The 14377-nt window shown below is 62.4% G+C and carries 12 protein-coding genes; 10 read left to right on the top strand and 2 right to left on the bottom strand.

Annotated features, from left to right (window positions below; genetic code table 11):
* Nucleotides 1-811 precede the first annotated feature (811 nt).
* Nucleotides 812-1687, bottom strand: a complete 876-nt coding sequence (locus G3W89_RS19815) for an enoyl-CoA hydratase (protein ID WP_232076646.1) — start codon at nt 1685-1687, stop codon at nt 812-814.
* Between the two features lie 55 nt (nt 1688-1742).
* Nucleotides 1743-2759: a polysaccharide deacetylase family protein gene (locus G3W89_RS19810; protein WP_162575787.1), complete on the bottom strand. Its 1017-nt coding sequence runs from the start codon at nt 2757-2759 to the stop codon at nt 1743-1745.
* Between the two features lie 144 nt (nt 2760-2903).
* Between G3W89_RS19810 and G3W89_RS19805 the strand changes: the two genes are divergently transcribed.
* From G3W89_RS19805 to G3W89_RS19760, 10 genes are all read left to right on the top strand, one after another.
* Nucleotides 2904-3863: a LysR family transcriptional regulator gene (locus tag G3W89_RS19805; RefSeq protein WP_162575786.1), complete on the top strand. Its 960-nt coding sequence runs from the start codon at nt 2904-2906 to the stop codon at nt 3861-3863.
* A 161-nt stretch (nt 3864-4024) separates the two neighbouring features.
* Complete coding sequence (locus tag G3W89_RS19800; protein WP_162575785.1) at nt 4025-4969, top strand: Bug family tripartite tricarboxylate transporter substrate binding protein; 945 nt, start codon at nt 4025-4027, stop codon at nt 4967-4969.
* Between the two features lie 24 nt (nt 4970-4993).
* A complete protein-coding gene (locus G3W89_RS19795; RefSeq protein WP_162575784.1) occupies nt 4994-6541 on the top strand; it encodes an AMP-binding protein in 1548 nt (515 codons plus the stop codon).
* A gap of 816 nt (nt 6542-7357) precedes the next feature.
* Entirely contained in the window at nt 7358-7990 is a 633-nt protein-coding gene (locus G3W89_RS19790) for an SRPBCC family protein (protein WP_162575783.1), read from the top strand.
* Nucleotides 7987-8865: an FAD binding domain-containing protein gene (locus G3W89_RS19785; protein ID WP_162575782.1), complete on the top strand. Its 879-nt coding sequence runs from the start codon at nt 7987-7989 to the stop codon at nt 8863-8865. The genes G3W89_RS19790 and G3W89_RS19785 overlap by 4 nt, the downstream gene beginning before the upstream one ends.
* Nucleotides 8862-9371, top strand: coding sequence for a (2Fe-2S)-binding protein (locus G3W89_RS19780; protein ID WP_162575781.1), 510 nt, complete (start codon nt 8862-8864; stop codon nt 9369-9371). Before G3W89_RS19785 ends, G3W89_RS19780 begins: the two co-directional genes overlap by 4 nt.
* Nucleotides 9368-11752 (top strand): xanthine dehydrogenase family protein molybdopterin-binding subunit, encoded by a 2385-nt coding sequence (locus tag G3W89_RS19775; protein WP_162575780.1) that lies wholly within the window; start codon nt 9368-9370, stop codon nt 11750-11752. The genes G3W89_RS19780 and G3W89_RS19775 overlap by 4 nt, the downstream gene beginning before the upstream one ends.
* Entirely contained in the window at nt 11749-12501 is a 753-nt protein-coding gene (locus tag G3W89_RS19770; protein ID WP_162575779.1) for an enoyl-CoA hydratase/isomerase family protein, read from the top strand. Before G3W89_RS19775 ends, G3W89_RS19770 begins: the two co-directional genes overlap by 4 nt.
* Before the next feature lie 21 nt (nt 12502-12522).
* Nucleotides 12523-13881 carry an aromatic ring-hydroxylating oxygenase subunit alpha gene (locus G3W89_RS19765; protein ID WP_162575778.1) on the top strand — a complete coding sequence of 453 codons (1359 nt, stop codon included), beginning with the start codon at nt 12523-12525 and terminating at the stop codon, nt 13879-13881.
* The gene (locus tag G3W89_RS19760; RefSeq protein ID WP_162575777.1) at nt 13878-14372 is read left to right on the top strand and encodes an aromatic-ring-hydroxylating dioxygenase subunit beta; all 495 of its coding nucleotides are present in this window, start codon (nt 13878-13880) and stop codon (nt 14370-14372) included. The genes G3W89_RS19765 and G3W89_RS19760 overlap by 4 nt, the downstream gene beginning before the upstream one ends.
* The last annotated feature ends 5 nt before the right edge of the window (nt 14373-14377 follow it).

The raw sequence follows: 14377 nt of genomic DNA, 5'->3' as shown, positions 1-14377 counted from the left end.
GTGTGGTCGGAACAGTCATCTTGTTCTCCTTGGCTAGAAGCCGCCGGTTGCGGCCTGACAGCGTCGGCAGGAATTCCATAGTCTGAGAACCAGCACCGCGACGGCTACAAGGTCAGAGCAAGACCACCGTTCAGGCGCTTGCAGTCTGAAGATTATCGACCTCATCAGGGAGCAGGGCTGGGCCATCGCAAAGGGGGCGCGGCGTTTCGATCTACGGCCTGATTGCCGCGCAGAGCATTCCATTTGAGTGAATGCTGAGGCTTTGGTTACGCCGCTACCGGTATCGGCAGAGCAGGAGTGCTGTAGCGGCGCGGTCTCTGAACCTTCATTGACCGGTTGCTCGCCGTGGACTGTGCCTCAGGGCCGACAGTTCTCGGTGGGCAGGCGCATGCTGCGTCGTTCTCGTTTGCGCGTCCGCATCCGGGTGTGTGCAACTCCGGGCGACCCAGAAGCCACGTCTCGTTTCCTTAGGCTTGCGTGCCCGATCGCAACGATCAACAAAGGAGAGACCGCGATGACACCAAACGCAACCTATGACGGTTCTCGAACAGGCGTGGCGATCAATGATCTGCAAATGCAACATAAGAAGGCGCGCCTTGAAGAGGGGGTACAAAAGGGGGTACGGGAGTGTTATCGAATTGACCCAACCCAGCATTCATGTCCCGTGCGGGGCATCTTTAGATCGGTTTCACATCCGGTTTCATCCACCGGACGCCCTTTTTCATTGGGGAACTGGGCGAATCGCGTCCGCCGGCATACGCTGAAATCCGGTGACTGCCAGCGCCAAACGGGGGGACCCGACATCAGCCGATCACGAGGTTGTCCGGTCCCCCGTCCCAAGCAGTCCCGGCAAATTGAATCGGACGCGGATCTTTTCGCGAAGTGCTGGATGGATGCCCTTCGGGTCAACCAGCAATCCCCACTGCTGTTTGTTGTGGTGGTGCGAAAGCTGGTGCAGGCCGAAGGCGTGCATCATCGCGTTGCGACGCGCGCCGACATCCTGCGCGTGGTTCACGGACTCCTTGACGGCCTTAAGCACGAAGCTCCCCTTGTTGGCGATTCGCTTGGCGAGGTCCAGCGCGCTTTCCATCAGGGCCTCTGTCGGGAACACCTGGTTGACCATGCCGCACTGCTTCGCATCCTGAGCGCCCAGCCAATCTCCCGTCATCAGCCATTCCTTGGCCTTGCGGGCGCCCAGTTCCCAGGGATGCATGAAGAATTCCACGCCTGCCACGCCGAACTCGAGCGTGGGATCGCGGAACCGGGCATTTTCAGCCGCGACGATCAGGTCGCAGCACCAGGCAAGCATCAGTCCGCCTGCCACGCAGGAGCCCTGCACCGCCGCAATCGTCGGCTTGGCCAGGTTTCTCCAGCGTTCGCACATTTCCAGGTAGATCTCCTTTTCGCGACCATAGAGACCTTCGACGCCGGGCCCGTCGAAAGCAGCCCAGGTACCCACCGTGCGGAAGTCACGCCAGGTTCTGTGGTGGTCGCCACCCATGTCGTGCCCGGCCGAAAAGTGATCGCCGTCGCCTGAGAGGATGATGACCTTGATTGTGTCGTCCTGCGCGGCGCGATCGAACGCTGCGTTCAGCGCATAGGTCATCTCCATGTTCTGCGCGTTGCGCACGGCCGGTCGAGACATCGCGATGTTCACGATGTCCGGCGTGAGGTGCTCGTAGCGCACGCCGTCGTAGGTGTTGGGATCGAAGGATGTGGACTGCATGGATGTCTTAGCTGGTTCAACGCTGATGGTCGGGATAAAGAGGAATGGGCCGGATCTCGGCGCCCGTGGCGGATGCGATGTGCTCGCGCATGCGCGAAGTGATCTCCGCCTGCATTTCGCCGGGGGCGGGATACAACTTCTCGATGTCTTCCAGGATCGACGGCATCCGGTCAGTGACTGGAACACCCAGCGCCAACGCCCACTTCTCGACCTGAAAGATGAATTCAGGGCTCACACGCGGAGGAATTTCGGCGTTCATGCGGTCGCCCATGGCCTCATCGAGTGAGACGAAGTCGACCGCTGCCGCACGAAAGCCATCCAGAATCTGTTCCAGGCAGTCAGCGGCGATGGAAGTCCCATGGATCAGCCAGACGTGGATCGGGTCGCGACCGAAGACCGCTCTCGCGTTCGCTGCATGGGTGCGCAGCTCGTGCAGCGCGCTCTCGACATAGGCGCGACGTATCTGGGCTGCGTCCTCGGGTGACCCGCGTTTCAAAACCCGACAGTACGCCGCGTTCCAGCGGATATCGTGAAATCCGATGCTCACCGGGATCGGCGTGTAGCCCATGTCCTCCAGCCTGTCCAGGATCGCATCGCATTTGCACGCCGTGTCGCCCCAGAGATCCATGCAAAACCGGAAGCAGCGTCGCGGCGCCTGGTTGATATAGCGGCCCAGGTATTTCTCTGCCTTTTCGATGTCGCGCGCGTAGGTGTCCGCGTCCAACCAGTTCAGCGGCGGATGGTTGTGCGTGTGGTTGGCGACATGGTGGCCACTCCCCACCCACAGGTCGAAAACCTCGAGCAAGCTCGCGTCATCTTCAATCGGCGCGGTATTGGAGAATTGGTACACCCCAGCGACGCGATGCGCCTTCAATGCAGAGATGATCGCTCGAGTGTTTGATGGCACACTGTGCCCGGGAGCCATCGGAACTCCTCGGAGCAAAAGCATGTCGTCGATCGTTATAGCGATTTTCAGTCTTCCCAATGGTGAAACGGGCACGTCATGCTCGTGAATGCCGGGGGTGGGATGCATGATTTCGCGGCGAATTAGTTGATGATCACCAAGCATCGTCGTTACGAATGCGCGGGTCTATTCGACAAACCGAAAGGTGACTTTCAGCATGGAAAAGTGGCGGCAGTCGGACGGTGAAGACTCGGCCCAGATTTCGTCCTTTCGATGGTAGACAGCACTCCGCCACGGCAGCAGGGCGGCCCCAGGCGCTCGGTTCACTTCGATCTCGCCGATCTCCGCTTGATGGTGCGTATCGCTGACACGAACAGCCTCACGCGTGCGGCCGAACAGGTCCACACCTCCCTTCCGGCTGCGAGCAATCGGGTCAAGCAGCTGGAGCAATCGGTCGGCATGCGCCTGATCAACCGCACCAGCAAGGGTTTGACACTGACAAGCGCGGGCCAGACGATGATCAAGCACTCGCGCCTGATCCTGGAGCAGATCGAACAGCTGCGCGGTGAGATGCTCGATATCTCCGAAGGCGTCGACGGGCGCTTGCGCATCATGGCCAGCACAACGGCCATCAGCGAGTTTTTGCCTTCAGTGATCGAACGGTTTCTTGCAGGCCGGCCTCGAACCAGCATCGACCTGCGCGAGCGCCTGTCGAGCGACATCGTTCGCGCCGTTGCGGAGGGCGTGGTCGATGTCGGCGTGATCCTCGAAAACGTCGGCACGTCGGGGTTGGAAATCTATCCCTACCGCACTGACCACATGGTGCTCGCCGTTCCTTCAGGTCACCCACTGGCCGGCAGGCGTGCTGTGTCGTTCGAGGAGACGCTGGACTTCGATCACGTCGGACTCTCCCAGACGAGCACTCTGCACGCGTTCTTGCAGCAGCAGGCCGAAATACTCAGGCGACACATCAGTCTTCGCGCCCAGGTGGGGAATTTCGAGGCCTTGTGTCGGATGGTTCAGGCGCGAATCGGCGTCGGTGTGCTCACCCATCTGCCGGCCGTGCGCCATGCGAAGTCCATGAACATCCGCATCGTCGACTTGGAGGACGAATGGTCCATTCGGCCGCAGTACATCTGCATCCGAGATTCGGAGGAGCTGCCTCCCTTCGTCCGTGACTTCGTCGAGATGTTGCGCGCAGACGCACGCGATAGCCAACGCCCTGCCGGCTGACAGATGGCGGATTAAGCAGGGCGAAACTGCTCTTTCCCAATCGTGAATTGCCATGAGGCCGGCCCCTCGCGATTATGCGGGCCTGGAGGCCACGTGCGCCTGCTGACAACCTTCAAGAATTGGAGACGACAATGAATTTCAGACTGGGCGCAAAAGTCGCCATGGCTGCGGCACTCACCTTGACGCTGCAAACGGGGTTCGCCCAAGCGTGGCCGTCGCGGCCGGTGCAACTGGTCGTTCCGTATCCACCTGGTGGCGTGCTGGACAACTTCGCCCGCCCCATGGCCGAGGCTCTGAGCAAGGAGCTCGGGCAGCCCGTCGTGATCGACAACAGGGCTGGAGCGAATGGGATCATCGGGACGACGCGGTGCGCCAAGGCCCCGGCCGACGGTTACACGCTTTGCATCAGCAATGGCGACATCCTGTCGCTCAATCCACAGCTGTATTCGAAGCTTTCATACAACCCGAAGGCCGATCTGGTTCCAGTGGTCCGCATGGCCAACATGGTGGCGGCGATCGTCGTCTCCTCCAGCGTCGGCGCGAAGAACCTCACCGAACTGGCCGTCTTGGACAAGGCAAGTCCCGGCAAGGTCAACTGGGGGACCTTCGGCACAGGCAGTACGTCGCACGTGTTCCTGACCGAATACAACCGTGTGTTCGGATCCCACCTGACCCACGTGCCGTATAACGGATCGGCGCCCCTGATGCAGGCCCTGCTGGCGGGTGACGTGCAGTCCGCGATGCTGGCGCACGTCGCCGTGGCGCAATACCTCGATTCCGGCAAGCTGCGGGCTATCGCCGTGATGGGCGAAAAGCGCTCCGACTTCTTCCCTGGCGTTCCGACCATCAGCGAACAGAAATTTGACTTCTCCGGCGAGAACTGGATCGGTATGACGGCCCCGGCAGGCACGCCCTCCGCGGTCCTGGACCGCGTCAATGTCGCGGTCAACAAGATCCTGGCCGATGCCGCATTCCGCAAGCGCAGTCTGGAGGCATTGGGGCTCGAACCCGTGGGCGGCTCGAGGGATTCCTTCGCGCGATACCTGGAGCGCGAGCAGGCACTTTGGTCAGATCTGATCTCGCACAGCAAGATCAGGCTGGACTGAGAACTGATCGAGATTTCCAGCCGTATGAAGCTGCATCAACCTCCCACCTTCTTCTCCTTGGTACTGCGTGCCCTGCGCAGGTATCCGGACCGCATCGCCTTTCGCCAGGGCGAAGTGGCGGTCCGCTACCAAGACGTCATCGACTTCATGGCGAAAGTTCAGGCGGTGCTGAGTTCCCAGGGGGTTCGCGGGGGCGCGCGCGTCGCGTTGCTGACAGAGAACCGGTACGAAACCTGGTGTGCGTCCGTCGCGGTCCAGGGGCTTGGCGCTGCCACCAGCTGGCTGCATCCGCTCAGTTCGCTGGACTCCCAGCTCTCCCAGATCACCGACGTGGGCGCGTCGGTCTTGATCATCGACAGCGACGCATTCGAAGCCCGGGCCCATGAAATCGCACTGGCGCTTCCTGACGTTTCCGTTTTCTGCGTCGGAAAAGGAGGCCCCGGTGCCGACCTGCTGTCGCTCATTGCCGCACACGACCACGCCGAACCCATCGAGCGAGCCAGCGCCACCGACATCGGCACGCTGAACTTCACCGGGGGCACGACCGGCCGCCAGAAGGCCATCGTGCGAGAGGCGGGTCAGGTCGCGCTCATGGCCATTGCCATGAACAGCGAACTGGAGTTGCCGGACGGCGTGCAGTACCTGGCGATCGCGCTGATCAGCCATGTCACAGGGCAGTTGATCGCGCCGACGCTGATGCGCGGAGGCACCGTCCATCTGATGAAGAAGTTCGACGCAGGGCAGGTCCTGGAGACCATCCAGCGCGAACGCATCAGTGCGACCTTGATGGTGCCCACGATGATCTACAAGCTTCTGGAGGCCCCACTCGAGGCGTTTGACCTTGGCAGTCTCGAGCTGGTCGTCTACGCGGGATCCGTCATTGCGCCGGACCGTCTGCGGCAAGCCATTCAACGCATTGGCCCGGTCTTCTCTCAAGTCTATGCGCAGACGGAATGCACCCCCATCGCGGTTCTGCGGCGCGGCGATCATGATCTCGAAGACCCGTCGTCATTGTCAGCGTGCGGCTACCCGATGGCGACGGCCGAGATCGCGATTCTTGGCGACAGCAACGAGCCGGTCGCCGCTGGCGACATCGGTGAGATCTGCGTGCGAAGCCCGTCGGTGATGCACGGCTACCTGGAGCAGGCTGAAGCCACCCAGGAGGCCCTGGCGGGTGAATGGTTGCACACGGGGGACATTGGTTTTCTGGATCTGCGTGGCCGCCTGTCGATCGTGGACCGGAAGAAGGACATGATCGTGTCCGGAGGCTCGAACGTCTATCCGCGAGAGGTCGAGGACGTTCTGGCCGCCCATGTCGCAGTCGCTTCTGCCGCCGTGATCGGCGTGCCCCATGCGACGTGGGGTGAAGCCGTCGCTGCGTTTGTCGTGCTGCGGGACGGGGCCGAAGCCGAGGCCGCTGACTTGATCGCCTATGTCCGGGAGCGCAAGGGATCGTTGATCGCGCCGAAGCAAATCATCTTTGCGGACGCACTGCCGACGACGCCATTCGGGAAGATCGACAAGAAGAAGCTGCGTGCGCCCTATTGGGAGCGGGAGACAAGGCTGATCTGACACGTGGTGGCCAGGCGTTTCGTGACGCTGGTGCACCGGAACCGTCCCAGGGCGGCAGCTCCGCCGACCCTTCAAAGACTTGCGCAAGCGTGCCCTGCTCGAGGGCGCTTCGCCTCCAATTCACGCCGCCACGCCGAACGCAACGTGCTCAAGCTGGTGATTCTCCGGGCCTTTTCGGCGCTCACCGCCGACCGACGGCGTGACGACAGACCTCGACAACGAAGAGCGGCTCGCGAGCGACGTCAAGCGCGCGGTTGACTTCGGCTTCGGCGGCAAGCGCGCGCCGTGCGCAAGCTCGCGGCGTTTCTTCAGCGCCCGCCCGACACCGCAAACGTGGTGGACCTGCGCAACTTTCAACGCCACCTGGTCGACACGGGCACTTGACCTAGCAGGCTCAACGCCACGCTGACCCGCCTGCGGTTCTTCTTCGACATCACCCGTGGGCCACCTCCGTTGATGGCCAAGATGCAGCCGGTCGAGTTGCCGCGCGCGTTGCCGATGGGTGCTCAGCCCACCAGATGTCGCGCGCCTGATCGCCGCAGCGCACAACGTCAAGCCTCAAGCCGAACTGTCAGTTGCGTATGGCGCAGGTCTGCGGGCCCACCCCCATCACACGACCCATCGTCGGGACGGACCGCTGCACAGCAAGGTGAGTAAGGGTTGCCACCGATATTCATGGGCCTTCTACGCGTCTAAAGTTCATTCAGCGATAAGAACTTTCACTCAGAGAGATTAAATGAACCACAAGACGCCCAGAACCGATCTCAGTAGGCCGCCATGTGAGCGCCAACTGAACCGCACGCTGGCGAGACCGGCATGTCATTGACGATCCGCTCTTCCTTTTCGATGGCCGCACCCATCGGTGCGGCATGGGCCCTGCTCACGGACGTGGAAAGGGCAGCGCCATGTTTCCCGGGAACCCAACTGCTGGGGCAGAACGAAGACGGCTCGTGGAAAGCGAACTTCGTCGTGAAGCTTGGCCCGATGGCGTTCATCTTCGAAGGCCGCTTTCAGATTGCCGAGGCCGACGCAGAAACGAAACACGTCGTCGTGAAAGCACAAGGCTCCGACAAGAAAGGCCGGGGCGGGGCGAATGCAACGGTCGACGTTCATCTGTCCAGCGAAGCCGGGTGCACTGTCGCGCACGTGGTGTCGATCGTCGAGCTGTCTGGAAGCGTTGCGCAATTCGGCCGCGGCGCCGGAATGATCGAGGCGCTCTCACGCCAGCTGATCAACCAGTTCGCGACCAACCTGCGGCAAGCGTTGCCGAAGCATGCCGAGCCTGCGCTTGGTGAGCTTGCTCCCCCGGCTCTGGCGGCGCCACCGCATCAATCCGTGAACGCGGGGGGGCTGTTCGTCCGGGCGATGGTCGCTCCATTGAAAGCGTGGATTCGCAGACTGTTGGGCCGGGGCGCGGTTCGAACCACCAACGATGGGTCCGCGCCGTGAAGCCCTGCGATTTCCAGTATCACGCCCCTCGCACCGTCAAGGAGGCGATTCATCTCGCCTCCACGCTCGAGAACGCGAAATTCCTGGCTGGAGGGCAAACGCTCATGCCCATGATGAACTTCCGCTTCGCGCAACCAGAGCACGTCATCGATCTGAACACGGTCGATGAACTTCAGGGCATCCATCAGTCTGGGGCAACGCTACAGATCGGCGCGTTGGCGCGGCAACGGGATATCCAGCGGTCGCCGCTGGCACGTCGGTCAGCGCCTCTCATCCCTGAGGCGTACTCGTTCGTCAGCCATCCGCAAATCCGCAACCGGGGGACACTGGGTGGTAGCTTGTGTCATCTGGACCCGGCTTCAGAGCAACCCTGTTTTCTAGCGGCGCAGGGAGCGAATCTGCAGGTGCAGGGACCGAATGGCATGCGCACGGTTTCCATCGACGATTGGGTGCTCGGCTACATGACCCCGAACATCGACGCCGACGAAGTGCTCACGCGCATCGATTGCGACCTGTGGCCTCCGGGCCACGGCTGGTCATTCACTGAATTCGCGCGGCGCCAGGGCGACTACGCGATCGTCGGCGTCGCTGCGCTTACGACTTGCGACGCTCGGCGCAATGTGTCCCGGATTGCGGTAGCGCTTTGTGGCCTGGCGGAAGGGCCGGTGCGACTGCGCGACTTCGAAACGGCCGCGGTGGGGCAAGCCGCCGATGAGGTGTTGGTCGAGCAAGCTGCATCCGCTGCGAGTGCCATCGAAGCCATGGCGGACGCGCATGTGTCCTCGGACTATCGCCAGCATCTTGCGGGCGTGCTTGCCGCAAGAGCAATCCGCACGGCTTTCAACCGCATGACGCATGGAGCATCAGTCTCATGAGCATCCATACGATCCACTGCCAGATCAACGGCAAGGCTTGCGAGCTGCGCACGGAAGGGCGGCGCACCCTGGGCGACCTGCTTCGTCACGACGTGGGCCTCACCGGAACGCACTACGGCTGTGAACACGGTGTGTGCGGCGCGTGCACCATCCTGTTCGACGGCCGCACGACCCGAGCCTGCCTGACTCTTGCGGTGCAGGCGGATGGCCACGCCATCACCACCGTCGAAGGCCTCTCCAACGCGGACGGCACCCTGTCCATCCTGCAGCGGGCGTTCCACGAATGCCATGCATTGCAGTGCGGTTTCTGCACGCCGGGAATGCTGGCCACGCTCACCGAGTTGATCCGCGACAACGCCGACCCGACCGAAGCGGAGGTAAGGGACGCGCTGACCGGAAACCTGTGTCGCTGCACGGGTTACCAACCGATCGTGGAAGCAGCGCTCCTGGCGGCGAAACGCTACAGGGAAAGCGGCATCGCCGTCCCGCGCGAGGAGACGAAATGAACCATCCAGAGGCGAAAAGGATTGCCGAACACGCCTACATCGGGCGCCCTGTGCGACGCACCGAGGACAGCAAGCTCCTCCAGGGCAAGGGCTCGTTCGTCGACGACCTGAAGATCCCCGGCGTTCTGCACATGGCGGTGCTGAGGAGCCCGCACGCGCATGCACGCATCGTCGCCATCGACACGAGCCAGGCAAGTGCAATGGAGGGTGTATTCATGGTCTGGACCGAGGCCGACCTTCCGCCAGCGGCCCGAGAGCCAATGCCCATTCTCGTGCCGAACCCCGCGATCCGGCAGTTGAGAGCGCAGCGTGTACTCGCCCGCGGGGAAGTGTGCGCGGTCGGCGATCCCGTGGCTTTCGTCGTGGCGCAGAACCGATACCTCGCCGAGGACGCCTGTGATCGCATCGTCGTCGAGTACGAGGAGTTGCCGGTGGCATCGAACGCCCTCGAATCCTTGAAGCAAGGTTCAGCGCCGGCACACCTGGGTGCGCCGGATAACCTGGCCGCTCACGCAACGATGGGTTTCGGCGACGTGGCAGCCGCATTCGAGAGACCTTGCGTTCGCGTGAAGGAAACATACTGGCAGAACCGCGGCTCCGCACACCCGATGGAGACGCGCGGCTACCTTGCCGAGCTCCACCCCTCGACAGGTGAGCTCACGGTGTGGTCGTCCGGACAGGCTCCGCACCTTGAAAAGAAAAGCCTGATCGAGCTGCTGGCGTGGGACCCCGAGAAGCTGCGCGTGATCATGCTTGACGTCGGCGGCGGCTTCGGGCCAAAGGCGATGTTCTATCCCGAGGAGGCGATGGTGTGCGTCGCCGCCTGTGCTCTCGGGCGCCCGGTGAAGTGGATTGAAGACCGACGGGAGCACTTCCTCACCGCGACGCAGGAGCGCGACCAATGGTGGACCATCGAAGTCGCATTCGAGACCGATGGCCGCATACGCGGCGTGCGGCTCGAGATGGTGCACGACAACGGCGCGTGGTTGCCATGGGGAATCATCATGCCCTGGATCTCGGTGACGACCACGCCCGGCCCCTACGTCATCCCGGCGATGTCCGTGGACCTCCGGGTGGTGTTCACCAACAAGGGGCCGACGAGCCCGGTGCGCGGAGCGGGCCGGCCCCAGGCGGTCTTCGCCATGGAGCGCATCCTCGACCGCGGTGCGCACCGTCTCGGCATCGATCGGACGGAGTTGAGGAAACGCAATTTCATCCAGCCCCGGCAGATGCCCTACGAGGTGGGATTCATCTACCGCGACGGCAAGCCGATGCGGTACGACAGCGGGGACTATCCGAAGACGCAGGCGGCCGCACTGGAGCATGCGGACTACGCGGGTTTCTCCGTGCGCCAGCGAACGGCACGCGCCGAAGGACGGTTCATCGGCATCGGCGTGGCCAACTATGTCGAAGGCACCGGCCTCGGGCCATTCGAAGGAGCCACCGTTCGCGTCCAGCAGAACGGCCGAATCTCTGTGCTCACCGGCGCATCGCCGCAGGGCCAAGGCCACAAGACGACCTTTGCACAGATATGTGCAGATCAGCTCAATGTGCCTCTCGACCTGATCGATGTGGTCACAGCGGACACCAGCGCGGTCTCGATGGGCATCGGCACGTTTGCGAGCCGCATCACAGTGACGGCGGGCAACTCCGTCTACCTGGCTTCGCAGAACGTTCGCGTCCAAATCCTGAAGCTCGCTGCCTTCCTCATGTCGTGCGACGCCGAGCTGCTCCAGCTGAGCAACTCGCGCGTCACGCACATCGGCGATCCGGCGAAGAGCATGGTCTTGGCGGAGCTTGCGCGCTTCTCGCAGGGCATGCCCGGCTTCTCGCTGCCTGAAGGAATGAAGGCGGGGCTGGAGGACACGCAGTATTTCTCGCCTACCCAAAGCACATTTTGCAACGGTACGGCGGTTGTCGAGTTGGAAGTGGACGTCGACATCGGTCAGATCCGGATCCTCAACTATGTCATGGCGCATGACTGCGGAAACCTGATCAATCCCATGATCGTGGACGGCCAGATCCAGGGCGCAGTCGCCCACGGTATCGGCAACGCTACCTTGGAATGGATGCAATACGACGAGCAGGGCCAGCCGATCACGACCAATTTCGGCGAGTACCTGCTTCCGATGGCGACGGACGTGCCACGCGTGCACGCGATTCACCTGGAAACGCCCTCGCCGCTGAACCCGTTGGGTGTCAAAGGCGCCGGCGAGGGCGGGACGATCCCGGCAGCCGCCGCGATCATCAGCGCGATGGAGAACGCCCTCCAGGAATACGGCGTCACGTTCACGCATTCGCCGCTCGTTCCCGAGCAGGTGTGGAGCCAGCTGCGCGACGCGCAAGCGTACGCCGGAAGGCGCGCAGGAGGGCAATCATGACCAGCGGAATCCGCTTCGAAATCTCCTCAGGCGAGGCGCGCATGACTTTGTGCCGCCCGGAGACCGGGAATGCGCTCCGGCTCGATGACATCGTGGCAGCGAGCCAATGGATTGGCGATCTCGCGCGGGCAACACCCGACGTGAAAGTCCTGAGGCTCTGCGCCGAAGGTGAAACCTTCTGCGTAGGCCGAGCGGTCGAACCCGGAGCCGCCCCGCGTGGACAAAACCCTGAATCGACGCGCCGTGGGTTGGTGGATCCGATTCTCGATCTCTATCGAGCTCTGCACAGTGCGGATGTCGTGTCCGTCGCGCAAGTGCAAGGCGACGCGCACGGCTTGGGGTGCGCCCTGGTCGCGGCGTGCGACCTCGCGGTGGTGGCCGCGACCGCGAAATTCTCGCTTCCGGAGATGCACAAGGACCTCCCGCCCACCTTGGCGCTGTCTGCGGTCTTGCCGAGCGTGCATCTCAAGGCAGCGGCAAGCCTCGTGCTCGGCGGAGCAACGATCGACGGACGCGCTGCCGTTGCGGTGGGTCTGGCCGGCGAGGTGGTGGACGCGCAGAACCTTGGCGCCCGCGTGGACGCGATCGTCGAGCATCTCGTCGCGCGGCACCCGGTTGCCCTCAAGACCGTCAAGCGCTATTTGCGCGCTGCGGGTGCTCCGGACCATCAGACCCATGCCGAACTCGCGGCAAGCCTGCTGAGCGGGGCGATGTCCGACATCCGTGCGGACCAGCACACGAACGGCTGATCAAATTTACAGAGTACCAATATGAATGCATTGAAGCCAGTTGAGGCATACGTCGACGACCGTCCGGAAGACGGCGTGTTCCAGGTCCACTCGGACATCTTCTCGGATCCCGCGATCTTCGAGTTGGAGCAGAAGGAGATCTTCGGGAAGACCTGGTGTTTTCTCGCGCTCGAGAGCCAGCTGCCCAAGCCCAACGACTACCTGACGACCTCTATCGGAACGACCCCGGTCCTGGTGATGCGGGACGGCAAAGGCCGCATCGGCGCCTTTCTGAATATCTGCAGACACAAGGGTGCGGTGCTGTGCCGCAAGGAAAGCGGCAACACGAAATTCGTCGTTTGCAACTACCACGGCTGGGCTTACGGAACCAACGGGAAGTCGATCGATATCAAGGATGCCGAGGGAGGCTGCTATCCCCCGCGCTTCGGGAGCCAAGACCACAACCTGATCCCGGTCGCACGAATGGAAACCTACAAGGGACTCATCTTCGGATGCCTGTCGCCCGACGTGGGTCCCCTGTCGGAGCACTTGGGGGAGCTGCGAACGTTCCTGGACTTCGCAATGGAACAGAGCCCGCAGGGAATGGAGTTCGTGGCTGGCCGTATCACGTACACGTTCAATGCCAACTGGAAGCTCCAGATGGACAACGGGACCGACTTCTACCATCTCACGTCCACACACCCGAGCTTCATGGAAGTCGTTCAGCGTCGCGAGAACGAGAACGCGGGCAACGTGGAAGCGAAGATGTTCGATTGGTCCAAGAGGCTGACCCAGACCGGAGGCATGTTCGGCTTCGAGAACGGCCACACGATGGTGTGGTTGGATCAGCCGCAGCCGGAACGCCGGCCCGTGTACTCGCGCTTGGACGAAGTGCGCAGCCGTCTTGGCGAGATGCCGGCGCAATGGATGCTGAAGCTGCGCAACATCACCGTGTTCCCGAACATGCAGATCGCTGATGCAACATCGCTACTGCTGCGCACATTTCGCCCGATCGCTCACAACAAGACGGAAATGCGCGTGTTCTGCATGGCGCCCATCGGCGAAGAGCCGGAAGTGCGCGCTTTCCGCCTGCGTCAGTTTGAAGACTTCTTCAACGTCAGCGGCTTCGCAACGCCGGATGACACCACTGTGTACGAGGACTGCCAGATCGGCTTCGCCTCCGGCCGGGGAGGCTGGATGCAGGGTTATCAGCGCGGCATGGGCGCGACGATCGCCGGCCCGAGCGAATCCGCGAAGGCGCTACGCGCCAATCCCCTGTCCAGCGTGGAGGGGCCCTGGGCCATCCAGAACGAGACGTGCTTCCACCCGACCTACCGCCAGTGGGTCAAGTTGATGCGACCGGCTTTGGCCAGCCGCCAATCGAAGGAGGAGCGGGCGTGACACCTCTCAACGAAGAAGCCGTGCAGGTGCTGCAGAACGAAGGCATGTTCCTGGATGACCAACGCTGGGACGACTGGCTCGCACTGTTCACGACCGATTGCGAGTACTGGGCGCCGACGTGGCGGACCGAGGACGAGCTGACAAACGATCCGCAATCGCAGCTGTCTCACATCTACTACGCGTCGAGGGCTGGCCTCGAAGACCGGATCGTGCGGATTCGCTCCGGAAAATCGCCCGCATCGTCGCCAATGCGTCGCACCGCTCACATCCTGGGCTCCGTGGCGCCAATCGGCGACGCCACGGAGTCCCATCTGGTGCTACGCGCAACCTGGGTCACGCACGTGTTCGACCCGAGGCATAAGGAGCAATTCACTTTCTTCGGCGCCAGTGAATATGCCTTGCGCAACGAAGGCGTCTGGAAGATCAGCAGGAAGAAGATCATCGTGAAGAATGACTACTTCCCTGCCGTCGTCGACGTGTATTGCTTCTGATGAAA

It is taken from the genome of Variovorax sp. PBL-H6 (genome assembly GCF_901827155.1).
Classification (GTDB): Bacteria; Pseudomonadota; Gammaproteobacteria; order Burkholderiales; family Burkholderiaceae_C; genus Variovorax.
The sequence above is the reverse complement of the archived record's forward strand: the minus strand, read 5'-3'. Positions and strand labels throughout refer to the sequence as shown.